Origin of the sequence: Streptomyces sp. NPDC058620 (assembly GCF_042717135.1) — a bacterium.
Lineage (GTDB): Bacteria > Actinomycetota > Actinomycetes > Streptomycetales > Streptomycetaceae > Streptomyces.
In genome coordinates, this window is the sequence record NZ_JBHXQO010000005.1 from 204,410 (window position 1) to 226,412 (window position 22,003).

Annotated in this window: 21 protein-coding genes and 1 pseudogene; 14 read left to right on the forward strand and 8 right to left on the reverse strand. The window is 68.1% G+C overall.

Features of this window, described 5'->3' with window-relative positions; genetic code table 11:
• Positions 1-4: 4 nt before the first annotated feature.
• Genes ACFWSK_RS08595 through ACFWSK_RS08605 form a run of 3 tightly spaced genes read right to left on the reverse strand, consistent with a single transcriptional unit; the run spans position 5 to position 2,616 of the window.
• On the reverse strand, positions 5-943 hold the full coding sequence (locus ACFWSK_RS08595) for an FAD-dependent oxidoreductase (RefSeq protein WP_383783118.1): 939 nt from the start codon (positions 941-943) through the stop codon (positions 5-7).
• Positions 944-947: 4 nt separating this feature from the next.
• Positions 948-1,517, reverse strand: a complete 570-nt coding sequence (locus tag ACFWSK_RS08600) for an isochorismatase family cysteine hydrolase (RefSeq protein ID WP_383783119.1) — start codon at positions 1,515-1,517, stop codon at positions 948-950.
• A gap of 25 nt (positions 1,518-1,542) precedes the next feature.
• Positions 1,543-2,616 carry a helix-turn-helix domain-containing protein gene (locus ACFWSK_RS08605; protein WP_383783120.1) on the reverse strand — a complete coding sequence of 358 codons (1,074 nt, stop codon included), beginning with the start codon at positions 2,614-2,616 and terminating at the stop codon, positions 1,543-1,545.
• Between the two features lie 273 nt (positions 2,617-2,889).
• Here ACFWSK_RS08605 and ACFWSK_RS08610 point away from each other — a divergent pair, with 273 nt between their 5' ends.
• The 14 genes and pseudogenes from ACFWSK_RS08610 to ACFWSK_RS08675 all read left to right on the forward strand — a co-directional run bounded on the left by ACFWSK_RS08610 (position 2,890) and on the right by ACFWSK_RS08675 (position 14,827).
• Positions 2,890-3,357: an NUDIX domain-containing protein gene (locus tag ACFWSK_RS08610; protein WP_383783121.1), complete on the forward strand. Its 468-nt coding sequence runs from the start codon at positions 2,890-2,892 to the stop codon at positions 3,355-3,357.
• Positions 3,358-3,360: 3 nt separating this feature from the next.
• Positions 3,361-4,008 (forward strand): hypothetical protein, encoded by a 648-nt coding sequence (locus ACFWSK_RS08615; protein ID WP_383783122.1) that lies wholly within the window; start codon positions 3,361-3,363, stop codon positions 4,006-4,008.
• Positions 4,005-5,804: a DUF4254 domain-containing protein gene (locus tag ACFWSK_RS08620; protein ID WP_383783123.1), complete on the forward strand. Its 1,800-nt coding sequence runs from the start codon at positions 4,005-4,007 to the stop codon at positions 5,802-5,804. The genes ACFWSK_RS08615 and ACFWSK_RS08620 overlap by 4 nt, the downstream gene beginning before the upstream one ends.
• 45 nt (positions 5,805-5,849) lie before the next feature.
• Complete coding sequence (locus tag ACFWSK_RS08625; RefSeq protein WP_383783124.1) at positions 5,850-6,425, forward strand: phosphoribosyltransferase; 576 nt, start codon at positions 5,850-5,852, stop codon at positions 6,423-6,425.
• Positions 6,422-7,579 (forward strand): glycosyltransferase family 9 protein, encoded by a 1,158-nt coding sequence (locus ACFWSK_RS08630; protein WP_383783125.1) that lies wholly within the window; start codon positions 6,422-6,424, stop codon positions 7,577-7,579. The genes ACFWSK_RS08625 and ACFWSK_RS08630 overlap by 4 nt, the downstream gene beginning before the upstream one ends.
• Positions 7,576-8,712, forward strand: coding sequence for a hypothetical protein (locus tag ACFWSK_RS08635; protein WP_383783126.1), 1,137 nt, complete (start codon positions 7,576-7,578; stop codon positions 8,710-8,712). The genes ACFWSK_RS08630 and ACFWSK_RS08635 overlap by 4 nt, the downstream gene beginning before the upstream one ends.
• Positions 8,697-9,458 carry an SDR family NAD(P)-dependent oxidoreductase gene (locus tag ACFWSK_RS08640; RefSeq protein WP_383783127.1) on the forward strand — a complete coding sequence of 254 codons (762 nt, stop codon included), beginning with the start codon at positions 8,697-8,699 and terminating at the stop codon, positions 9,456-9,458. The genes ACFWSK_RS08635 and ACFWSK_RS08640 overlap by 16 nt, the downstream gene beginning before the upstream one ends.
• Complete coding sequence (locus ACFWSK_RS08645; protein WP_383783128.1) at positions 9,451-10,083, forward strand: histidine phosphatase family protein; 633 nt, start codon at positions 9,451-9,453, stop codon at positions 10,081-10,083. The genes ACFWSK_RS08640 and ACFWSK_RS08645 overlap by 8 nt, the downstream gene beginning before the upstream one ends.
• 165 nt (positions 10,084-10,248) lie before the next feature.
• On the forward strand, positions 10,249-11,793 hold the full coding sequence (locus tag ACFWSK_RS08650) for a serine/threonine-protein kinase (RefSeq protein WP_383783129.1): 1,545 nt from the start codon (positions 10,249-10,251) through the stop codon (positions 11,791-11,793).
• A 105-nt stretch (positions 11,794-11,898) separates the two neighbouring features.
• Positions 11,899-12,765, forward strand: a complete 867-nt coding sequence (locus tag ACFWSK_RS08655; protein WP_383783130.1) for a DUF317 domain-containing protein — start codon at positions 11,899-11,901, stop codon at positions 12,763-12,765.
• Complete coding sequence (locus ACFWSK_RS08660) at positions 12,717-12,890, forward strand: hypothetical protein (protein ID WP_266396823.1); 174 nt, start codon at positions 12,717-12,719, stop codon at positions 12,888-12,890. Before ACFWSK_RS08655 ends, ACFWSK_RS08660 begins: the two co-directional genes overlap by 49 nt.
• Before the next feature lie 9 nt (positions 12,891-12,899).
• Entirely contained in the window at positions 12,900-14,111 is a 1,212-nt protein-coding gene (locus ACFWSK_RS08665) for a JmjC domain-containing protein (RefSeq protein ID WP_383783131.1), read from the forward strand.
• Positions 14,021-14,383, forward strand: a pseudogene (locus tag ACFWSK_RS08670) (aldo/keto reductase); the annotation flags it as partial. The gene ACFWSK_RS08665 and the pseudogene ACFWSK_RS08670, both read left to right, overlap by 91 nt.
• A gap of 60 nt (positions 14,384-14,443) precedes the next feature.
• The gene (locus tag ACFWSK_RS08675; RefSeq protein WP_383783159.1) at positions 14,444-14,827 is read left to right on the forward strand and encodes a hypothetical protein; all 384 of its coding nucleotides are present in this window, start codon (positions 14,444-14,446) and stop codon (positions 14,825-14,827) included.
• On the opposite strand, the gene ACFWSK_RS08680 is transcribed toward ACFWSK_RS08675, so the two are convergent.
• From ACFWSK_RS08680 to brxD, 5 genes are all read right to left on the reverse strand, one after another.
• Positions 14,815-15,654, reverse strand: coding sequence for a hypothetical protein (locus ACFWSK_RS08680; protein ID WP_383783132.1), 840 nt, complete (start codon positions 15,652-15,654; stop codon positions 14,815-14,817). The two genes, ACFWSK_RS08675 and ACFWSK_RS08680, sit on opposite strands and share 13 nt — an antisense overlap.
• A gap of 533 nt (positions 15,655-16,187) precedes the next feature.
• The gene (locus ACFWSK_RS08685) at positions 16,188-17,354 is read right to left on the reverse strand and encodes a helix-turn-helix domain-containing protein (protein WP_383783133.1); all 1,167 of its coding nucleotides are present in this window, start codon (positions 17,352-17,354) and stop codon (positions 16,188-16,190) included.
• A gap of 6 nt (positions 17,355-17,360) precedes the next feature.
• Positions 17,361-18,164 (reverse strand): hypothetical protein, encoded by an 804-nt coding sequence (locus ACFWSK_RS08690; protein WP_383783134.1) that lies wholly within the window; start codon positions 18,162-18,164, stop codon positions 17,361-17,363.
• 156 nt (positions 18,165-18,320) lie between these two features.
• Entirely contained in the window at positions 18,321-20,480 is a 2,160-nt protein-coding gene (locus tag ACFWSK_RS08695; protein WP_383783135.1) for a DEAD/DEAH box helicase, read from the reverse strand.
• A gap of 53 nt (positions 20,481-20,533) precedes the next feature.
• Complete coding sequence (gene brxD, locus ACFWSK_RS08700; protein ID WP_383783136.1) at positions 20,534-21,883, reverse strand: BREX system ATP-binding protein BrxD; 1,350 nt, start codon at positions 21,881-21,883, stop codon at positions 20,534-20,536.
• Positions 21,884-22,003: the final 120 nt, after the last annotated feature.

The window sequence follows — 22,003 nt, forward strand, 5'->3', positions numbered from 1 at the left end:
TTTCTCAGTTCGTGATGGGGAGGTCTCGCGCCGCGTAGTAGGCGTGCAGCGCGGCCTCGCTGCCGGAGCCCAAGGCCGTCATGATCCGCTGGAAGCGTGCGGAGCGCAGGTCGCCGGCCACGATGACACGGGAATGCTGATCGGTCGGTGGGCAATAGCCGTCGGCGCCTCGGACAAGGTCGCCGGGTGGGGCAGCGGGCGCGTTCCCGATGCTGAGGTAGGCAGTGTCTGCGGTGACCGTGCGCCGTGCGCCGTCATGACTCACCGCGTCCCCGGTTACCGCACCCCTTTCGGAGGGGGCCAGGGTGAGGTGCTCGACGGGCAGGAGCGTGACGCGGGGGTCGTTGCGGATCTCCTCGATCTTGTACGCGTCGGCCTCCGGGTAAGCCACAAGCAGGCGGGTGTCGGTGGTCGGGTGCGCGCGGAGGAAGGTGCCGATCGGGCGGTCGCCGCCGAGGATGAGGAGGGTGCGGCCTTCTGCGTCCTCTACATCGGCCTGCCAGAGCGGGGACAGCGTGAGGCCGCTAGGGGCGGTGATCCAGGAGACGTCGCGGGGCTGCAGGGGACCGACGCCGGTGGCGACGACCGCGTGCGGGGCGGTCAGGCGAGTACCGGTGTCCAGGGTGACGGTGACGTGGTCGTCGTCGGCGTGGAGTTCGACGACGTGGCGGCCGAGTTCCAGGCGGCACAGCTCCGTGCTCTTCAGCTCTGTGGTGATGGAGTCGGCGAGCGCGGGGCCGCTGGTGTAGCCGCCAAGGACGTTGTTCAGGGCCGGAATGCGGTAGAGGTTGCGGCACAGGGCGTCCGGCTCGATCAGGACCGATCGCATGCCGACGCTGGCGGCCATGCGGGCGGCGGCGCAGCCGGCCGGTCCGCCTCCGATGATGAGCAGGTCGGTGTCGTGTGCTGCGGGCGAACCGGTGCGGGACGGTGTGTCGGCCATACGGCTATTCCAGCACCGGGGTCCCTGCGTACGCAGTGAGTTGTCCCACCACGTGCTCGGTGGTGACGAGTTGGCTGGTTCCGATCAGGCGTCGGGCGACGACAAGGCCGGCATCGTGGACGTCCGGGCCGGCGTCGGTAGCGCAGGCGTCGTGGACGATCCAGGGCGCGTAGCCGCGTTCGAAGGCATCGGCGGCGGACTTCAGAACGCAGCTCTCGGTGGCAATCCCGCAGAAGGCCAGGTCGGTCCAGCCTGCTTGGCGGATCAGTTCGGTGGCCTCGGGGGTGAAGAGCGTGTACCCGGTCTTGTCGATGACCGCGTGCGAGTGTTCGACGGCCTCGGCGAGTTCGGGGACGATGTCGGTCTCGGGCGGTTCCTGGAGCTGATGCCATTGGAAGAAGCGCTCGTAGGAGCTGCCGGGGTAGTTGAAGTAGCGGGTGAAGATCACGGGCCGGCCTGCGGCGGACCATTGCGCGACCAGGTCGGAGACCGCTGGCACAGCCTGGCGGCTGTGGTGGTTCACGAACCCGTTCTGCATGTCGACCACGACCAGCGCGGCGCTGCCGATATCCATGTGCGGTTTCTCCTGCCTACTGTCCTCAGCCGACGCTCTCGCGTAGAGCGTCCTGTGCGGCGCGCAGCCGTTCGGCCAGCCCGCTTGTCTTCATGATGGCCTCTCGCATCAGGAGATGCTGAGCTGTCTCTTGGGCGCGGGCCGCCGTGAGCCGGGAGTATGCGGCGCGCAGGAAACGCCAGCCGTACTGCTCCGGCATGGAGGGGTCCTGCCCGTCCTCGATCATCTGTTGGATCTGTCGGGTGAAGCACCACAGGGCCTGGACAGTGAGTTCGCAGGTGACCAGCTCGTCGACGGTGAGGCTGCGCTCGTGGGAGTGGGACGCGTAGGCCACGCCGGACCAGCCCGCGTAGCCCGTGGAGACTCCCCGTACGCCGAAGGAAACGATCTCCGGGTGGTCGAAGCCGGTGGCGAGGAGCGACTCCTCGACTGAGCCGTCCAACGGCGCGGGACCGCCAAGGGCGCCGCGGTCGACCAGAACCGAGGGTGTGGACAGGAGGCGCAGGACGGTGTCGTAGGTGCTGCCGGTCCAGGGGCTGGAGGTGAGCCAGTACAGGGAGAGGACGTACTCGGGATTGGGGACGCCAGAATGATCTTCTCCCAGGAGGTCGCGGACTTTGTTCCGTGCCCAGGGGAGGTCAGAGGCGTACGAGCGGTAGCGCCACACGGCAAGTTCGGTGAGCGATGCCGGCTCGTGCGGCTGCACGAGATGGAACACAGCTACGCCGCACGCGAAGACGTACAGAACACACTTCTGCGCGTCGGGGTGCTCCACACGTGCAGCCGAGGACTCCAGCCAATCTGTGCCCGCACTCGGTGTCATGTGTTCGCGGATTCGGCGGGCGCGCTCGACGCCGATGAAGACCGGCAGGAACTTGTGGGAGTGCACTTCGATCACGCCGACGACGGGTGCGGCTCCGCTATTCGATCCGAAGGCTGCGGCGAACCGCGTCTTCGCGTCGTCCGACGCACGGCTGAGTGCCGTGTCGAGGACAGCCTGCGACTCGGCACGAGGCAGGTAACCGGCCCCACCGCCTTCCCAGTTCGACACGGTCCGGTCGCTGACACCCAAGTACGCGGCGAAATCCCGAAGGCTCATGCGCAGGGCGTCGCGTAACAGCCGCGCCTCGCGCCCGGACCATCGCTGCACCGTGACCACCGTCGTACCCCCGTCCGCAGTCCGATGAGATGTCGAAACACTCAGCGTAGCCAGGCAACTGCGGCAGTGGTGCGGCATTGCTGCAGCGCTCCTACCTCACTCCCTGGGCCAGGTCTGCACCATGCTGAGTCCACCGAGCCGGGAAGCACCGACCGCCACCAAGCGGCGCTCCGCCCGTTCTCTCCAGTACCGCGTTCAGAAGGAGCCAACGGAATGACCGACATCGTCAAGCGCAACGCCCGCGCCATCCTCCTCGACGGCGACGAGCTGGTCCTGATCAAGCGCACCAAGCCGGGCAGGGAGCCGTACTGGGTCTCGGTAGGTGGCGGGGTCGAGGAGAGCGACGCAACCATCGAGGCGGCTCTGCACCGCGAGGTGTTCGAGGAGCTCGGAGGCAAGCTGGAGCGCGCCGAGCTCGTCCATCTGATCACCGACCAATTGGAAGACGGCATCGGCGTCCAGCACATCTTCGCCGCCCGTCTGGGGTCGATGGACCTGTCCGCCCGTACGGGCACGGAGTTCGCCAAGCCGGAGCGGGGCGGGTACGAGGTGGTCCAGGTGCCATTCACCGCCGAGGCCATTCGTGAGCTGAACCTGATGCCCCCGGAGCTGGCCGACTTCATCGCCGCGAACACGGACGCGATCGTCTCCGTCCTCGACACCCCGATCCGCGAGGCGTGAGCGATGACGCGGGCCCCGGACTTCATCAGCCTCAATGGCCCTGACAACGTGGGCAAGACGACCCACCTCGTGCGGCTGGCCGAGCGGTGGGACGGCTGCCAGCCGCTGGGCGCCGTCCACGAGCACGACCCCGAGCCGTGGGCGCGGGTGGCGGGCGGCGACTACGCCCGCTGGTGGTTCGAGACGTCCACGACCGTCGAGCTGACCGAGATGCTGCTGGCAGGCCACGCCAAGCGGGCCGCCGCCCGCGAGGCCGGGTGTACGGGCCTGCTCGACCGGGGCCTTCCCATGCTCCTCGCCGTGTCCACCGCGACCTGCGTGGTCAAGGACGGGCTGACGGTGGGTGAAGCGCTCAAGACCGTGACGAGCATTGCTGGTTCACGGGCAGGAGCGTCAGAGATCTCCATTCTGCTGGTCCCATCCCTAGACGTCGAGCGCAGCTACGCAATCGCCAGCGCACGCGAGGGCCGTCCCTGGACCGGGATCTACCCGGAGTACCAGAAAACGCTGCACGCGGTCCTCCTGCACCAGGTCGGCCACGGCGCCTACACCGACGTCGTGGACTGCGAGGGCCGCTCCCTGGACGACGTGCACGACGAGGTACGCGATCACCTCGGTCTCACCCGAATCACTGACGGGAGTCCCCGATGACCCAGAACTCCCCGCCCCTGGTCCTGCCCGCGGGCCTGGCCCGAACCCTGGCCACCCTCCAGAACAAGGACCAGCGCCGTTTGGACGACACCATCACACGGCTCCACACCGTCAACGGACGCCTGTGGGACACCGAGGACCAGGTGCGCGGCGCGTTACTGTCCGCCGCTCAGGTCGCTGACTGCAAGCGCGAGATCGACCAGCTCAACGCCGAACGCAATATGCTCGCCGAGCGTGCCGACGAGGTCCTCGGCACGCTGGCGGACGCGGGCTGCGCCGACGCGCCGCTGCACACCGAGACGCTCGCCTCCGTCGTCGACCGCCTGTCGGTACTGACGCTGCGGATCTGGCACAGCGAGCAGACTGCAGCCAGGGATGAGCTGGCCCACCGTCGCGTGCCGGCCCTCCACGGTCAGCGAGAAGAGCTGTGCGCCGCCCTCGACTCGCTGATCACCGACGTCGTCGCCGGGCGACGACGACTTCCCGTATCCGCCCGGTTCAAGCTGTACGGCCGAGACGACGTCGCCCCCGCCGAGGTCAAGCCGAGCCGACGCCTGGACCGTGTTCTGGCATTCGGCGGGCTGAGTGAGTGCGGCAAGAGCACCAGCGCCGAGTTCGTCCGACGCATGTGCGGTGCCCAGCGCCTCAAGATCGGCTTCCTGTTGCGTCAGGCAGCCCACCGGGAGGGACTCGCGGACCCGTACGCCCTATCAGCCCGGCGGCAGGCCGAACTGCTGCTCGGCGAGCTGAACCGCTTCGCGGAGGCGCACGTCGACACGCGGCTGTTCACCATCGAGTCCGTGCACGACGACGCCTCGATCGCCGAACTCAAGCGACTCATGAGTGACAGGCTCCAAATCGTCTACCTGGATGCCTCATTCGCCGTCCGCGTGGAGCGGTCCGGTACGACGGCCCCGACCGTCGCCGCGAAGGACGAGATCAAGATGAGCCGTGGCGCTCACCAGGTCGCCGCGCTCGCCGACCACGTGATCGACAACTCCGGCAGCATCGCTGCCCTGCGCGCCCGGCTTCGGCGCATCGCTGCCCCACCCGCCTCTGCGACGCTGCGCGTGGCCACCCCGTTCGGGCTTGGTCTGCCGGCCGCTGTCGCCTCGGCGACGGCCGACTTCACCGACGCGGTACGGGCATACGGCCCCGGCGTACGGCTTGCCGCCCTGACCGGCAGCCCTGGCGAGGGCACCTGGATCGCCGGCTGGTCCGACCTGGACCTGCTCGTGGTCGCTGAACACGAGGTCACCGACCGGGTCCACGAGGCCGTGAGCCAGTACCGGAGCGCCCTGAACGGTGCGGCCTCCCTCGGCCCCACCCTCGTCACCCCGGGCGAACTGACCGCCAGGCGCCTCACTCCCCGCCTGGCCTTCGCCCTGTACCAGCTCCAGCAGGGCCAACCCGCCCTGCACGCCGCACCCGACACCGAACTGCCGACAATCACACGCGACGAGCTCGCCCTGGCCGCCGTCCGTGAACTCCCCCAGGTCATCCTCACCATGCGCCGCCTGCGTGCCGAGGCTGGGCCGCACACCCTGCGGCAGCTCTACAAGCACCTCGTACTGGCCTGCCGCCTTCTCCTGCGCGAGCACGACCAGTGGGAGTCGGGGCCCAACCGGATCCTCTCCGCAGCCTCCCGGATGCCGGGTCTGACCGCTGCCTCCGTGCCCTCCCTGGCCGAAATCTCCAGTGCCTGGCGCGACGGCGACACCGAGCCCGTCCTCAAGCCCGTCACCGCGGCCGTCGACCAGCTCCTCGCCTGGTACGCCACCCAGCTCGCCGCCTGAACAACCTCGCCGATCTCTTCCCCTCCATCCGACAGGAGCTTCGTCATGCCCGAAACCGTCGCCGTGCAGCCCTTCTCGGCCCGGATCGTCGAACGCCTGAGCGTCGGTGCGACCAGCCGCCGCGAGCGCGTCATCCACTCCCTGGACGGCCTTGAGGACCCGGTCCACCCCGACACCCTGGCCACCACCGGGGCCTGCCTGTGGCGACGCCTTCAGCAGCAGGTGGCGGACGGGCTCGAGGCAGTGGACTACCTCCTCGGCCTGGACGCCGGCGGCATCCTGCCAACCGTCTCCCTCGCCTGCGCCGCCCACCTGCCGTACAAGATCGCCTGGAAACTACACCTCCCTCTCGACGGCGCGGTCCGCTTCAGCGAACCCCACGCGATGCGCACCGACGTCTTCGCGTACGGCATCACACCCGGACAGCGGATGGTCCTGGTGGACGACGAGATCACGACCGGCCGGACCCTGGCCGACCTCACCTGCCGGCTCCGCGAGGCCGGCGCGGTCCCGCTGGCTGCGGTCTGTCTGGTGGAGGACACCACGCGCGGGGCCCGCGACCTGCTCACCGGCCTCGATCTGCCACTCGTCTCCCTCACCACGATCGAGGGCACGGCGTGACCGCGGTCGCCTCGGCGGGGATCCGGTTTCACCCCGGTTCACAGGTCATCCCCGCCGGGGCCGTCCACACCACTCCGCTCGGGTACGACCGGGACAGCCTCCTCGTGGGCGCCCCGCTTCCATTTCCCGCCTCCGCCGAGCTCGTCGACCGCCTGAGCGGGTGCGGCGAGATCGAGGTGGCCTTCGAGGGCAAGCTCGGCGACACCCTCCTCGGCCTCTCGGCTGTCCGCGCGCTCGTCGACTGGCTGCGCGCGCGTTCGGTTCGCGTGGCCGTTCGGGCGGGAGGCCCATACGCGGGGCTGATCGCTCGCACCGGCCTGATCACCCAATCACCGGTCACTACACCCAGCGGCTGGCGCGCCGTAATCGGCGACCGCGTTGGGGTCGAGGCACGCGCTTCGGGAGCTGCGGTGAGCCTGGTGCTCGATCCGGCCGCCCCACCCTGCTGGTCGAGCGACGGCCGCGCCCACCCGAGCCTGCCCGCCCGCCACTACCTGGCGCTTGAACGCCGCCTCGGTATCCGGCTGCCCGGCACCGCACCGTTCGCGCCCCTCCTTGCAACCGGACCGAACGAACTCGTGGAAGAACTGGGCTCGGTGGGCTGGCTGAACGGCCTGACCATCGCCGTCATCACCGCCACCAGCTGGCCGGAGCGCAAGGACTACACCGCCCAGCGTTACATCGCCCTCGCCGAACAGATCGCCGAGGCGCAGCAGTCACAGGCCCGGCTCCTACTCATCGGCGGTGTCCCGGGCGGCGGCGTCAAGATCTCCACGGAGCCACCGAGGCGCCACGTTCAGGCCCTGCGCCTCGACGGAGTGCCGGCCGACGACTTGACGGACCTCTTCCCGCGCTGCCATCTGATCGTCGGCAACGACACCGGCCTCACTCACCTCGCCGCGCTGGCGCGCGGCAGCGGAGACGACGGCCCGCCGGTCGTCGGCCTGTACGCACGTCACAGCCACAGCAAATGGCGGACCGGCCTGCCCCACCACCACGCCGTCGCCACCGGCCAGTCCGACCGCATGCACCAGGGCGACCTCTGCCCCGTCCGCGACGCCATTGCCCCGGACACGGACGTCCACATGGATACCTTCCCGCCCGCCTCGCTGGCCCGAGTCTGCCTCGACCTGCTGAACGGGGTAGGGCGATGACCGTCCGGCCTCGTCTACGGATCGGTCCCGTACGTCGCTTCACTCGCAACCTGCTCTGCCCCGTCGACTTCCTCGGCCGCCCGCTGCTCCTGAAGTACACCCGCAACCCGGCCGAAGCCCGCCAGGAGATCCGCGGACACGGCAGCCTGGCCCGTCACTACCGCGTCCCCGCCCTCCACGCCCACCTGCGCGTACCCGGCGGACACCTCCTCGCGTACGAACGCCTCCCCGGCGGAACGGATCAAGGGCTCCTGCTCGACCTCCTCAACACGGTCGAGCCGAGCAGCGGCCTCCGCGACTACATGGGCCAGCTCACCACCACGTACCGCGAGGTCATCCTCACAACCGCGCGGCCGACCGATCCGACCCGTGTCGTCCGCAAGCTGTACGGGGATCGCGCGGCGCCAGGCGGGCGGCTCGACACGTACTACGCCGGGAAAGACTTCCCGGTCGCCGACGGCCTCGTCGATATCCCTGTCTCTCGCCTCGGCACATACACCCTGAGCATCAACGGCCGCCGACACCACATGGACTGGGCCGCCACCCTCCGCTGGCTGCGCACCCACTTCGCCACTGCGGAACCGGTCTGGGCGGCCCTCACCCAGGGCGACCCCACGGACGTGAACCTCGCCCACCCGCTCGCCTGGTTCGACTACGACACCGCGGGAGTGAACAGCATTCCGGGGGAGTTCGCGAACTTCCTCTGGTACGCCTCCACCCTCGGCGGCTGGCTCGTGCCCACGTACAACCCAGCCGCCTTCACGGACCACCTCGCGACCTTCGATCGCGTACCGGCCAACACACCCGAGGTCGGGCGAGCGGCCGTCGACCACACCACGAGCACCATTCACATCGACTACACCCCGCGCCTCGCAGCTCCCCGACGAGCCGCCGTGACCGCGTACTGGGACCGGCTCGTACGGCCGGTCGCGGACCGCCTCTGGCCCGGCGCGGACCTGTCGAACCTTCTTCGCCCCTACCTGGCCATGCGCATCCTCGGCGTCTACAACCTGGCCGACCTGGTCCCCGAAGACCGGCTGGTCCTTCTCGCCCGGCTCGCCGAGGCCATGAGCCCCGCCTTCGACCCCGCCACATACTTCTGCCCATCGGAGTTGCCATGCACGACCCTCTGAACGGCCGCACCGCCCTGGTCACCGGAGCCACTGGCGGCATCGGATCGGCCATCGCCCGCCGCCTCGCCGACGACGGAGCCGCCGTAGCTCTCGCCCACCTCGACGACGATCGGGCCGCAGCCGCACTTGCCGCCCAGATCACCGGAAGAGGCGGTACTGCCATCCTTCTGAAAGCTGACCTCCGGGACCCCGATGCCGTACGCGCACTCTGCCACCAGGCCCACGACCAGCTCGGCCCCATCGGCATCCTCGTCAGCACCGCCGGTGCCTACCCGCGCCGACCGTGGACGGAGACGACGCCCGCCCACTGGGACGACACGCTGGCCACAAACCTGACCAGCCACTACCTCCTCGCCCACGAGCTGACCTCCGCCATGACCACCGCCGGCTGGGGCCGGATCATCACGATCGGATCCGTCCTCGCCACCGCAGGCCGCCACGACCTCGCCGGCTACATCAGTGCGAAGGCCGGCCTCGAAGGACTCACCCGCGCCCTCGCCCGCGAACTCGGCCCCGCCCGCATCACCGCGAACTGCGTCGCCCCAGGCTCCATCCGCGTCCCCGCCGAGGACACGGTCGTCGACGACCCGGAGGCCATGACCGCCCGGCAGCTCGCCCGCCAATGCGTCCAGCGCCGGGGCCGCCCCGACGACGTCGCCGCAGCCGTCGCCTTCCTCGCCACAGACGACGCCAGCTTCATCACGGGCCAGACCCTGCGCGTCGACGGAGGCTGGATCCTTGGCTGACATCTGGCTCATGCGCCACGGCGCCTACGAAGGCCACCGCCCCGGCTACCACGCCCCGCACGAGGCCACCCTCACCGCGGACGGCCGCGACGGAGTATGCCGCTCGCTGCCCCTCCCCGACAGCATCACCGCCATCGTCACCAGCCCGATCCCCCGCGCCCGCCAGACCGCGTCCCTCATCTCGCACCTCACGGGCCTGCCGATCGTCGCCACCTCCGGCCTCCTCGCCGAATGGCGCGCCCCGAGCATCGTCCTCGGCCGAACCGCCGAGACCTATCCGCCGGCCTACCGGGCCTGGCGCGCCCGCCGACTCACCAACCCCTCCCTGCGCTGCGAAGACGGCGAAAGCCTCACCGACCTTCACGCCCGCGCCAGAGATTGCACCCAGCTTCTACACCGAACCGCCCAGAGGCACGGCCCCCTCCTGGCCGTCTCCCACAAGCTCCTTCTCGGCGTCCTCACTCGCCTCCATGAGGGGCCGACCGTGTTTGCGGCTGCAGCAGCCGGCCCCTGGCCGTTCGCCGAGCGGCGCCTCTTCCCCACCCACGATCAGGCCCAGCAACACCCATCGGCCCACCAAGAGCCCGGCCCTTGGACACCCAAGCACCACGGGCATCGGTTGTGACCCGCCATGCGCTGGATCCAGGAAACGGCCTGTCATGTCGCCGACCAGCGGTGCTCCTGCGACATAGCGATGACCCTCAAGGCCAGGTACACCTCGCTTAGTTGGAGGCGATACTGGGGGCTACAGTTATAGTTGACCTCTCCTCAATGAATAAGGACGGGTCGGATGCGCTTGGGTGGGGTCGCCGAGGTTGCAGCAACTCTCGGGGTGAGTACGCAGAGGCTGGCTATTCTGCGGCAGCGGGGAAGCTTCCCCGCTGCCGCGGCCGACATTGCCCAAGGCCCCATCTGGGACCTGGACGTCATCGAGGCTTGGGCCTCCTCCGGTTCGCGACGCAGCCGACCAGGGCGACCGTCGGCCGCTGAGGCCCGTCGACTGATCGGCGATCGCTTCGAGATCGAGGAACCCCCGATCGGCCGGGGCGGATTCGCGGACGTCTACCGGGCGTTGGACCGGCAGACCGACCAGACCGTCGCCGTCAAGATCCAGCGTGATGTCCACGACCTTGGCGGCGACGCCGTACGTCGCTTTCAGCGTGAGCTGCGGATCCTCAGGAATCTGTCCCACCCCAACGTGATCCCCGTCATCGCCCACGGGAACATGTCGGAGCAGAACGACATCTGGTACGCCATGCCCCTCGCCCAGGGCAGTCTCCAGAACTACATCGCGGAGTTCGAGGGCGATGAGATGCAGATCGCCGACGTGATGAGCCAGATCTGCGCCGGACTTACCTACGTGCACGACGCGGGTATCCTTCACCGCGACCTCAAGCCAGCCAACGTCCTCTGGACGGCTGAGGGCCAGTGGGCGATCAGCGACTTCGGACTCGCCCGTGAGCAGGAACGCGTGACGACTGCGCTCACATGGACGGGAGAGGGCTTTGGCACCCCGCTCTACTGGGCACCCGAGCAGCGGAACGCGGCCAAGACTGTCGACGCTCGCGCCGACGTCTTCTCACTGGGCAAGATCATGCATCACCTGCTCGCCGGCCAGCCCCCCTTTGAGTACGACGACATCCCGGAAAGCTCTCTTCGGCCGGTGATTCAACGCGCGACGGCGAAGTACGCTCAGCGATACGAGTCCCCTCACGCGTTCCTGGAAGCGATCCACGCCGCTCTCTCCACGAGCCCGGAGTGGCAGACGGCAGAGACGATCGCCAAACTCCTGGCCCCCCGCCTCGCGTCGGATTTCCCCGACCTGTCCGCGATCGACGAGTTCCTGAGCTGGGCACAGCAGGTCCACGCCGAGGAATACGGGGAAGTGGCATCAGTCCTGGTCGTCACGCCGTCCGAGACCATGTCCGTTGCCTGGGAGCGCAACAGTGTCGGCTTCACGACCATCTACGAGAACTTCTGCGGCTACATCGAGGACACGAGCTTCGACTTCGGCTACTGCGACGGGCTGGCCAACACCTGCCACCGAGCCGTCACCGCAACCTCAGACTTGCAAATCCTTAGGCACACCGTCCGGGCGCTCCCGAACCTGGGATGGCACCACAGTCGGTGGCATGTCCGCGACGTCCTCACGGGCCTCCTGCAGGGCATCACATCCCCGGACCGCGCATTGGTGGCATTGGAAGCTCTGCGGGATGCCGCGTCACAGGCAGGCCCGGTTGAGTGGTCGTTCGAAGAGTTCACGATCCGATCGCTGCACCCCGTTTTGCGAACTGGCATCCGCAAGATCATTGAGTCCCACCAGGTCGGGGAATGACGTCTCCGCCCTGACCAGGGCGCGCGGCTTGATCAACACGCTGAACTTGGCAGGGAACGGACCTGGTCGGACGAGACCACCCACGCAGTCCACGAATCCCTCGTCATGCGAGCCGAGTTCGTCCACGAAGCCGCCCCTAACGATGCCCAGTGGAAGATCGCGGCGTACGAGAGCCCGGTCGGCGAGCGCCTATGGCACGCCACCGCGACTGCCACGGTCCCCGTGCAGATCATATGCGCGCTCCTCGACAGTCTCGGCTCCGGCGACGCGACGAAGATCGCGGCCGGCAGCCCGGTCTCCGAGGAAACCATCAGCGAGGCCACACGCCCGCTGGCCGACGCCGGCTGGGAGCACACCATCGACGGCCGCCGAATCCGCTGGCAGGCCCCCGGCGGCCGTCACGTCGGGGTCCAGTTCGACGCCTTTGCCGCACAAGCCCATCCCTGCACCCAGGCCGCGTGGACGTTCTGGGGCGGCAACGTCGGCAGCCCCAAGTGGGCGCTCCGCTTCTCACCGCATGCAGCAGCCTCTGTACTGCAGAGCGTGGTGTTCGAGGTAGCGATGGGCGCACGCCAACCCCCATCACGGCCCACGCCCGGCACCACAACGTTACTGACCGCGCCAGCACCCACGCCCCACCCGCACCACGCGTCAGCTCGGCACGGAGGGGGTAACCCGTGCCGGCGGTCTCGCATCGCCCTAGGCAGCGTGGTCCGTCTGCGATTTTCCTCCGCCGCAGGCCGCGAGACCTGCAGGATGACTGCGCTGTATGGCCGACCTGTAGCACCACCGGGGGAACTGGCTCACATGGCACACGTCACCGCACACCTGTCCGAATTTTGCTCTACTGCCATGCGGCGGACGCGGGTTAACTCAGACCTTTCGCCCGGAGCTGGGCGGGAGAAGCCGAGAGGAGAGCACAGATGGCAGACGGGACATCCACACAAGCGGGGGCCAGCCCCGCCCTTCTGATCGCCGTCGAGGAGCTGGCGACTGCTCACGACCGCAGCGAGTCCGAGCGGTCCGACGTCACCAGCTCGCAGAACAGTGCCGGAGATGACGGCGACAACCGCGACCTGAACCTCCCGAAGGAGTAAGGAGAACCCATGGAGCACCGGCTCGTCACCCACATCGAGAAGGCTCTCGGCTGGGACGGGCCGGGTTCCGTGGGGACCGCGTTCGCACGCGGCCGTCTCACGGACCCGGAGCTACCCGCACGGCTGTTGACCCCAAACAAGCTGCTGGACCTGATCAAGCGCCGCCACCTGGCCAATCCGCAGCTGCGCTGCTACGCACAAGGCGACGAAGTGCACCCGTCCACGTTCCTGTCCACCAACGTCAACCGGCGCAGGCAGGCCGTGAGCCAGGCCGACATGGCGGCCCTCGGACGGATCCTCAACGACGGCGGCACCGCAGTCCTGGACCACGTGGACTTCTTCGACCCGACACTGGAAGTCGCCTGCCGAGCCCTGGGCTGGTGGTCAGGCGAACTGACCTCTGCCAACGCCTACCTCGCGGTCGGCGAAACCGACGGTTTCCATCTGCACTGGGACGACCACGAGGTCATCGCTGTACAGATTTCGGGCGAGAAATCGTGGGAGGTGCGCGGCCCCTCCCGGCCGGCGCCGATGTACCGCGACGCGGAACGTAACCGCACGCCCTCCGAGGAAGTGCTGTGGAAGGGCACAATGCGGGCCGGGGATGTTATGCACATCCCCCGCGGCTTCTGGCACACCGCCACCCGCCTCGGCTCCGGCAGCAGTGGCCACTCGCTGCATGTGACGTTCGGATTCACCAAACGGACCGGCATCACATGGGCCAACTTCCTCTCCGACGCAGCCCGCGCCGATGAGGCATTCCGCCAAAATCTGGAGAGTGCGGAAGGGACCGCGCACAGGGTGCTGGCGGACAAGCTCAGCGCCCTGGCCGCCAGCTACAGCCCTGAGCGCTACCTGGGCGAGCTGAGGTCCAGCACCCCGCCCGCACGCCACATGCCGCACGTGGCCGCGTTCGGCCGGCCGGATGGAGTCGTAGCCGTCACCGAGTTCGCGCCATCCATCGTCCGATCCGGTGACACGGTCCAAGTCTGCGGCGGCGGCAAGCGGCTGACCTTCCACGAACGCGCGGAGCCGGGTCTCCGAGCGCTCCTGTCGGGCCACCCGGTCCACCTCGAGGGCGCCTCCGAGGAAATCACCACTCTGGCCGACCTGCTGCTCACGGAGGGGCTGTGCGAACCACTGACGGAAGTTTCGTCCTCGGGCTACACCGGTCTGGTCACGCCCGTGACCTACTCGAAGCAGCCGTCGACCTCGGCGTAACGCGCCTGGACACCGCGTCCAACTATCTTCGCCATCGCTCTCACGAGGCCCTGAAGACAACGGCTGGCGACCTGCTGCCGAAATTCTCGGTCTCTACCAAGGTCGGATTCTTCCCCGAGGGCCACAGCCTCGATCCCGCCCGGCTGCGGACCGCCGTCGAGCAGGCAGTCAAGGATCTCGGGCGCGAGCCCGATCTGGTGTTTCTCCACAACCCGGAGCACTCGGCCTCCGACGCTGGAACGCTTGGGCCGGCATGCGCGGCCCTGGCCGACACCGCGAAAGCGGGGCTCTGCCGTTCCTGGGGCGTCTCGACCTGGGATCCTCGCCCTCTCATGGACTTCGACGTGCCGTGCCCTGACGTCCTCATGGTCCGGGCGGGGCTGCTGGTCGGACTCGACGTCCTCGAAGCAGCCGAGACCCTGGCGACACGGTGGCGTCCGTCGCAGGTCTGGGGAATGAGCCCCTTCGGCGGAAGTACAGCCCAGGAGGTGTGGGAGCGATTCGATCCGAGGGTCTTCCTGCGGGGACCCGCCTCGGCCACGAAGGTCCAGGCCGCGCTCCGCTCCTCCTACGGCTTGCCCCGGGTCGACGCGGTCGCGGTCGGCACGGACAACGTCGACCACCTGCGGGAGCTGACCGAGGCCGTGGCGTACGAGGTCGACGAGAACGTGGTCCAGGAGTACCGGCAGCTCCTCAAAGCCCGTCAGCTTCCCTGAAGCTCCTGCAGATGCTGCTCCGCCATCTTCCGCGCGGGGACCAGGCGGGGGTCGTCGGGATCAGAGTAGGGGCCGAGGATCTTCGCGGCGACGAACAGCGTCATCAGCTTGCCGTCCCGGCTCGCCAGATCATCGCGCCGCTCTCTGCGGACGCGGTCGGCCAGAGCCGGGACGGCAAGGGAGGCCCCCCACAGATTCGCCGCATCCAGGCCACACGGGGCCATACCCCAGTCCTCCCAGTCGAAGACGCAGAACACCGGCGCCGTCACATTCGCCCAGTTCAGATCCGCGTGGGCCGGACGCCAATCGGCCACCGCCGTATCGACGCCGGGAAAGACACTGTGGATCGTCCCCGTGACCAGTCCCTGCGTGAGGGTCTCGGTATCCGGCGTCGCAATCCGGTTCGTGTGCTGCGAGGCGAGGGCCTCCAGTGAGGCATTCAGTGAAGCCCACCACTCCTCAGTAAGTCTCGGGTCCTCTGCCACCACGGCGCTCCCCACGGGGGCACCCGGCAGCAGTCCCGTCTCGTCGGCCCGCCACATCACCCGTTCGGTCTCGTCCCGCCACGCGACACCGGCGAGCCAAGCCGGCTTGGCGATTCCGCGCAGTGCTTCAGCCGACGCGGTGCCGTCCCCGCCCTGAACTCCAATCCGGTCGAGCCCTCGCCGCTCGATGCGCACCCACGTGCCACGGTCTGTACGCGCGCCCACAGACCGGCGCTTACGCACCACAGTTTCGTGCTCAAGGCGCACCCCCAGCATGCACTCCACACGGTCCAGCACGACTTCCACAGGCTCTTTGCGCAGATCCACCGAACGCAGCGTCATACGCCAGAACGTACCAAGTTCCGGCCGCCATAGTCTGGCCCTTCAAAGCAGCTTGGCGACGGCCCGCGGTGCGGCATTGCGGGTCGGGACACTACGTCAGGCTGATTTGAATGCAGCGCTATCCGCATCTCTTACCGCGTGGGCGGAAGCCGGGGCCTCCGGCCCGCCCGTCTCCCGCCTGATCGGTGTCCCTACCGTCTCCGGCATGAAGGACCTATACACCACCCGCCCGCACGTCACGACATGCCTGACCGGGTCCGGTGGCTGGCGGGCAGACTCGCTCCGGACGCCGAACACCAGGTCACGGTCGACCACGACCGTGACCTGGTGTTCGCGCACTACGACAAGGAGGCCGCTGCCGTGACCTGGAAGACAGCCTGTGGCCATCACTCCCTGACAGCGTTCGTCGACGATAGCCCGGGGCGAAGCCGGAGAGCCAATCGACGCAATCCAGCACGCGCTTCCGTGTTTCTTGTGACGTTCGCGATTGACTGGGAATTCACACTTCTGCACTCCTGGCTTTCCGGCCAGCGCTAGTAGCCCGGAAAGAGCTGAAGCACCTCGGGTCCGTCCGTCGCCACATCGCCCTCATCAACGCTCAGAGCGAGGCGGGGACGAGTCATCGTGGCCGTCGCATAAACCTCGTTCGCGAGCCCAAAGGGAAGACCCGACCGAGCAACGAGCTCGTCGAACGAAACACCGGTCTCATCGCAGAGGCGGACCGCCCTCTCCAGTAGAAGGGGGGCTTCCCGAGGACCCAGGTCACATGGCTCCGGATCCCCGTTCTGGGAGAGCATCATCATCGCGCGCTTGTACGTTGCGTCACGGAAGGTGCCGAGAGCGTGAGCGCGATAGACGATCGCCTTCAACGACGTTCCCCAACGCCGCTTCAGTCCGTAGAGCGTCTCCCAATCGAGCCGTTGCGGTAGCTCCGCAAGGATCTCCCCACTCGGCATCAAGAATTCCGCCGCAAAGTCATGCGCCTGATTCTCGATGATCCGACTACCGGGCTCTGCGTCAAGGTGCATAACCAAGTGCCCAGCCTCATGTGCGGCATCGAACCGAGAGCGAGCCTTGTCGTTCTTGGCAGGATTACGGAAGACCATGGGCCTGCTTCCGTACCAGTGAGAGAAGGCGTCCACTCGTTCGGACATTGCAGGGAGCTCCAGCACTACCGCGCCATGAGCCTCCAGAAGCCGTGTCATGTGGGGAATAGGTCCGGCGGGAACCCCTAGCGCATCGCGAGCATCCCGGGCCACGGCTGCGATGTCGGCCCGGCTGGGCTCGGATGGCAGAGCCAGGCGAGGTAGCGCAACAGGAGGCAGCTCCACATAGTGCTCAATAGTGGTAACCAACCTCCATGCAATCTTGCCGAATGCGACAGCCTGGTCACGTTGGAGTTGAGTCGTTGCCCGAAGGCTTCGGAAATGGGCAGCGCTGGGCACGGTCGGGTGCGGGTGGCCAGCCGCGAAGAATGTGGCTGGCACCCCCAATGCCATAGCCAGCTGCGCAACCACCGCAGTCGACGGCCGGCTCTGGCCCAGCTCGTACTGACTAACCGCCGCTGGCGTGAGCGCAACCTTCTTGGCGAGCTCGTTCTTGCGGAGTCCTCGAAGCTGACGGGCCGTCGTCAGGGCTTCAGGTTCGAAGGAGCGGGAGGCGAGCTCAGCGCCTCTCGAGCCTCGCAGCGGTGTCGGCATGATCTCTCAGTCTGTCTTCTCGCGCTTTTCACGCGGCTCTTCGGTACGCCGCCGCAGCGGCAGCTCGTGCTCGTCCAGGTCGCTGTAAGCAGGCGCCTTCGAAGCCTCCTCGGCAGTGCTCTCGTCGATGCTCGGCTCCGGCAGCTTCCGGTCCAGGCCCGTGCTGACTTCTTGGGGCGACCCGTCCTGATCGACCATGACGTCTTCGGCCGAACGGGGAGCCGGAAGGCCAACCTGGAGATCGTTGTGGATCTCGACCGTGCCATCAAGCCAAGGCGACCCGCCCTCGCGGTTATCTCGCGGTAGTCCCACCTCAATGACACAGTTGCCCGTCTCGGGGTCGCCCATGTGCATGACCCGCACGTGGCCCTGGCGAACGGCCTCAGCGAAGCTCTCGGCCCAGTCCGGGTCTTGATCGAAGGCCAGCTGGCCCTTCACTGCACTATTCGCTACCGCACCCCTGAGACGCGCAGCGCTACCGTCCCAGCTCAGCTGCTCCAGCTTGTCCCGCACCTTGCCAGGTGCAGCCAGAGGAAACTTATAGATCCTCAGGACCCACGGGCCAGAGATGACCTCGATCGCTCCGCCGGCGACCTTTCGGACCGGAATACCTGCTTGGTTGAGCCTCTGGAAGGAGAGGTTGGCGACGTTCCGCCATACCAGTTGGGCAAAGGTGCCGTTGTCATCCCCATGCGACGGGTCATGACGGTCGGCGTTGGTCGCGTACACCTCGCGCGCGACATCCCGGATGATCTCCAGCGCACCCGCCTGCCGGAGATCGCTCACTGCCTGCTGCAGAGTGATTTCCACGCGCCGACGATAGCAGAACCCACCCATATCTGCGTGAAAATCAAGTAGACGGGTCCCCTGGATGTCATTCCGCAAGCACGTACGCGAATCTGGAGGCTCGCCAGGTTGGTCGTGGGGAACCACTGCCAGCGGTCGGCGGGCCTTGACCTTGGTTGTTCAGCCGCCCCATTCCAGACGCACGGGTTCCCGAGCAGCGGCTAGGGCGCCGTCTAGGTCGGCCAGTCGTTCGGCAAGTGTGGTGGTAGCGAGTCGAGGCGGGAGGGCGGCTGAGAACTTGAGGCCGCGTACGGCACGTGGGTCGACGGTGGGCAGGGTGAGGGAGTCGGGGAGTTCGGCGCGGGCGGTCTTCCAGTCGCCGGGCGCAAGGTCTTGGCGCAGCCGGACGTGGGTGTCCGTCGGGCGCTGAATGGGGTCTGCGAAGTTGCCGAGGGAGGCTGCGAGAGTGGCGTTGGCGCGGTAGCCGGCCCAGGTCCACCAGCGTGTGGCGTCCGCGTCGCGGACCAGGAGGGTGCCTGCCGGGTGTACTTCGTGGGGTGCGCGGTCCATACGAAGTTCGGCGAGGGCGGCGCTTGCGCGGCGGGTGAGGCGGACGTCCGGGTCGGTACCGAGGAGAACATCGCGCATGGCCCGGGTGAGGTCGTAGGAGAGGCCGCGGGCTTCGCTTCCCTGCCATTTGGCGATGCCGCCGTCTTCGACGGGTTCGACAAATGCGCGGCGTCGGGCCCAGTCGATGAAGGTGACCTGCCAGCTGCGGCCTGCCAAAAGCAGGCGGCGCGGGCCTGGGCGTTCCTCGGTGAGGACGGCGGGGTCGGTGGTGCCGATCTCGGTGCGTCCGGCGAGCACGGTGAACTCGGGCGGTGCAGTGAAGGAGGCGGTCAGCTCCATGAAGTGCCGTCGGCCGAAGTGCTTCTCGGCTTCGGCGCCGATAAACAGCATGCCGCCGTCGCTGTCGAGGAAGCCGCCTTCGACGAGGTGGGACAGGAGAGGGGCAGCGGAGCGGTCAAACGGAGCGAGGCCGTTCCATTGTTCGGGCCACAAGCGATCGCCAAGGCGGTGTTCCTGCAGAGTGACGGCGAGGAGTTGCTGTGCGACGAGGTGGCGAGGCGAAGGGGGTGGGGTGACGGGTTCGACCCAGCCGCGGGTCCACAGGGTCAGTAGGCCGGCGGCTTGGAGGAGGGCATCGGGCCGGGTGGCGAGGAACAGGCAGTTGCGGGAGGTTCCGGTGCGACGGCCTGTGCGGCCGATGCGCTGCAGGAAAGAGGCCACGGTGCTGGGCGAGTCGATCTGGATTACGCGGTCGAGGTCGCCGACGTCGATGCCGAGTTCGAGGGTTGAGGTGGAGACGATGACGCAGTCGCGTGCTTCGGCGAATGCCTGCTCGGAGCGGGCGCGTTCGTCGGTGGAGAGGGAGGCGTGGGAGAGAAACACGGTGACGTCGCGGGCTCGTAGTGCCGCGCCGAGCTCCTCGACCTGCTTGCGGGAGTCACAGAAGACGAGCCGCTTTTCGCCCTGGTGCAGGGCAGAGATCACCTTGGCAGCGTTGGCGAGAGATCCGACGTAGTCAAGTTCCACCTCTCCTGCGGGGCGCGGGAGACCTTGGGTTTCGGTTGCAGCAGCGCTGGCCGCTGGCAGGGTGACGCCGGGGGCGACGACTCGACCGGGGCGGTCGGCGGGGCTTGCGCCCTGGAGCCAGGTGAGCAGGGTGTCGGGATTACCGACAGTGGCGGAGAGGCCGATGCGCTGGATCCGGTGGCCGGCCAGTCGCTCCAGGCGTTCGAGTACGGCGAGCAGGTGCCAGCCGCGGTCGTCCCCGGCGAAGGCATGCACCTCGTCGACGACGACGGCACGCACCCGACCCAGCATGTGCGAGTGGTCGGTCTTGACGCTGATGAGCATCGCTTCGAGGGACTCGGGAGTGGTGAGCAGGAAGTCGGGGGACTCGGTGCGGATGCGCCGGCGTACGGACTCGGGGGTGTCGCCATGCCAGAGGGCAGCTCGGCATCCCAACCACTGGGCGTAGGTGTCGACCCGGTGCACCAGGTTGTTGAGGAGCGCCTTGAGCGGGGCCAGGTAGAGGACGGAGGTGCCGGTCCAGCGTTTCTCCCGCATTGCGGACAGCATGGGGAAGGTGGCGGCCTCCGTCTTCCCACCTGCGGTCGGCGCGAGCAGGATCGCGTCCTCACCGTCCATCAGCGGGTGCACGGCCGCCTTTTGCAGGGGGCGTAGATCGGGCCACCCGAGCGTGTTGACGATGTGGTGCAGGACGACCGGGTCGAGGCGTTCCACTGGGTCGGTGCCGCGCGTCTGCTCCTGCACGTCTGTAACTCCTGCACTGATCCGTCAGAGTCGGGTCTTCGGAGAATTGGACTTCAGATCTCAAGGTCGAGATCGTCCGCAGAGGCGGCTGGCGCGGGCGCGGCGAAGTTCCGTTCGGTGGCGGTGAGATCGCCGCTGGCCACTGTCAGCTTGTAGTGCGTGCGCGGGTCGAAGTCAGCGAACTGGTCGATCCGGTCGAGCACGTCCCCGACGAGCTTCTTCAGGTACAGCCGTGGTGCTACTCCGACCTTTCCGCCGAGAGCCCCACCCACTGCCCGCGCCAGGTCCGTGAGGTACGCGTCGTCCGCGAGCTGCTTGATCCGGTCGGGAGACTGGGAACCTTCCGCGTACAGGTCACGGATGGTGGCACCTAGACTGGTCAGTGATTCCTCGGTGAATCCGGGCAGCCGGATCTGGACAGCCCGAGGGTTGTCGAAGCGGGGATCGGTCGTGAAGTCGGTGGCAAGGCGCTGGGCGAGCGGCGCGAGTCGCTGTACGCCCTGCTGTCCGTCGTAAAAGGCGGGCGTGCCGGTGATGACGAGGTACAGGCCCGGGAAGCGGCCGGAGTGGACCTCGTCGATGAGCTGCCGGAGCGCGTTGAGTGCCTTGTCGCGGGCATCGGAGCGAACCCGTTGCAGAGTCTCCACTTCGTCCAGGACAAGGACGAGTCCGGCGTGCCCAGCGTCCCGGAGCACAGTGAGCAGGCCCTGCAGGAAGCCGAAGGCGCCGAAGTGGTCAAGGTCGCCGCGGACGCCTGCGCTGCGCCTGGCGGCTGCGGCGACGTGTGGCTGGCCCCCAAGCCAGGCCATGACCGCGGCGGCGGTGGCCTCGTCTCCGGCGTCCAGGGACTGCTTGTATCCACGCAGGGCGGTGGCGAACGCGGGTGCGTGCCGGGACACCTCGGTGAGGCGGGCGGTGAGCAGCCTCTCCACGGCCTGCGGCAGCTCGTTCTCGCTCGCGCCGTCGGCGAGTGCATCCTCTTCCAGTGCGTAGAACCAGGCGTCGGCGACCGGCCGCAGGGCGCTGGGCGGGAAGCTCGCGGTGGTCAGGCGTTCGGTGAGTCGCCGGTAGACGGTCTCCAGCTTGTGCAGCGGGGTCTCGGTCTCCGACACCTGTACCTCAGCTACGGCAAAGGTGCGTCGTTTGGCGCGTTCGCCGAGCCAGCGGGTAAAAAAAGTCTTGCCGGATCCGTACTCACCGCGCACGGCCTTGAACACCGAGCCGCCGGCAGCAACAGTCTCCAGTTCCTCGTCGACTGCCTGCTCGAAGCGGCCGAGGCCGGTGGCGAGCAGGTCGAGGCCGCTCTCAGGGACGGCGCCGCGCCGTAGCGCGTCCACCACGGCGCGCCGCCTCACGGCGCCGACCGGGGTGGCCCCGGATGCTGAAGATCCAAACGCGTTCACCCGAACAGTCTCCCATCCTGCCGCCCACCTGGCCGGACACCAATGCGGACGCCAGGCCGCCAGCGCGCGGACCGGGCGGGACGGGAGACCGGCCCGCCCGATGCAGGCGCACTGCGCCGG

Coding starts and splice junctions, on each gene's coding strand:
- ACFWSK_RS08595 (WP_383783118.1), bottom strand. CDS start 943: ATGGCCGACACACCGTCCCGCACCGGTTCGCCCGCAGCACACGACACC.
- ACFWSK_RS08600 (WP_383783119.1), bottom strand. CDS start 1,517: ATGGATATCGGCAGCGCCGCGCTGGTCGTGGTCGACATGCAGAACGGG.
- ACFWSK_RS08605 (WP_383783120.1), bottom strand. CDS start 2,616: ATGAGCCTTCGGGATTTCGCCGCGTACTTGGGTGTCAGCGACCGGACC.
- ACFWSK_RS08610 (WP_383783121.1), top strand. CDS start 2,890: ATGACCGACATCGTCAAGCGCAACGCCCGCGCCATCCTCCTCGACGGC.
- ACFWSK_RS08615 (WP_383783122.1), top strand. CDS start 3,361: ATGACGCGGGCCCCGGACTTCATCAGCCTCAATGGCCCTGACAACGTG.
- ACFWSK_RS08620 (WP_383783123.1), top strand. CDS start 4,005: ATGACCCAGAACTCCCCGCCCCTGGTCCTGCCCGCGGGCCTGGCCCGA.
- ACFWSK_RS08625 (WP_383783124.1), top strand. CDS start 5,850: ATGCCCGAAACCGTCGCCGTGCAGCCCTTCTCGGCCCGGATCGTCGAA.
- ACFWSK_RS08635 (WP_383783126.1), top strand. CDS start 7,576: ATGACCGTCCGGCCTCGTCTACGGATCGGTCCCGTACGTCGCTTCACT.
- ACFWSK_RS08640 (WP_383783127.1), top strand. CDS start 8,697: ATGCACGACCCTCTGAACGGCCGCACCGCCCTGGTCACCGGAGCCACT.
- ACFWSK_RS08650 (WP_383783129.1), top strand. CDS start 10,249: ATGCGCTTGGGTGGGGTCGCCGAGGTTGCAGCAACTCTCGGGGTGAGT.
- ACFWSK_RS08655 (WP_383783130.1), top strand. CDS start 11,899: ATGCGAGCCGAGTTCGTCCACGAAGCCGCCCCTAACGATGCCCAGTGG.
- ACFWSK_RS08660 (WP_266396823.1), top strand. CDS start 12,717: ATGGCAGACGGGACATCCACACAAGCGGGGGCCAGCCCCGCCCTTCTG.
- ACFWSK_RS08665 (WP_383783131.1), top strand. CDS start 12,900: ATGGAGCACCGGCTCGTCACCCACATCGAGAAGGCTCTCGGCTGGGAC.
- ACFWSK_RS08675 (WP_383783159.1), top strand. CDS start 14,444: ATGGACTTCGACGTGCCGTGCCCTGACGTCCTCATGGTCCGGGCGGGG.
- ACFWSK_RS08680 (WP_383783132.1), bottom strand. CDS start 15,654: ATGACGCTGCGTTCGGTGGATCTGCGCAAAGAGCCTGTGGAAGTCGTG.
- ACFWSK_RS08685 (WP_383783133.1), bottom strand. CDS start 17,354: ATGCCGACACCGCTGCGAGGCTCGAGAGGCGCTGAGCTCGCCTCCCGC.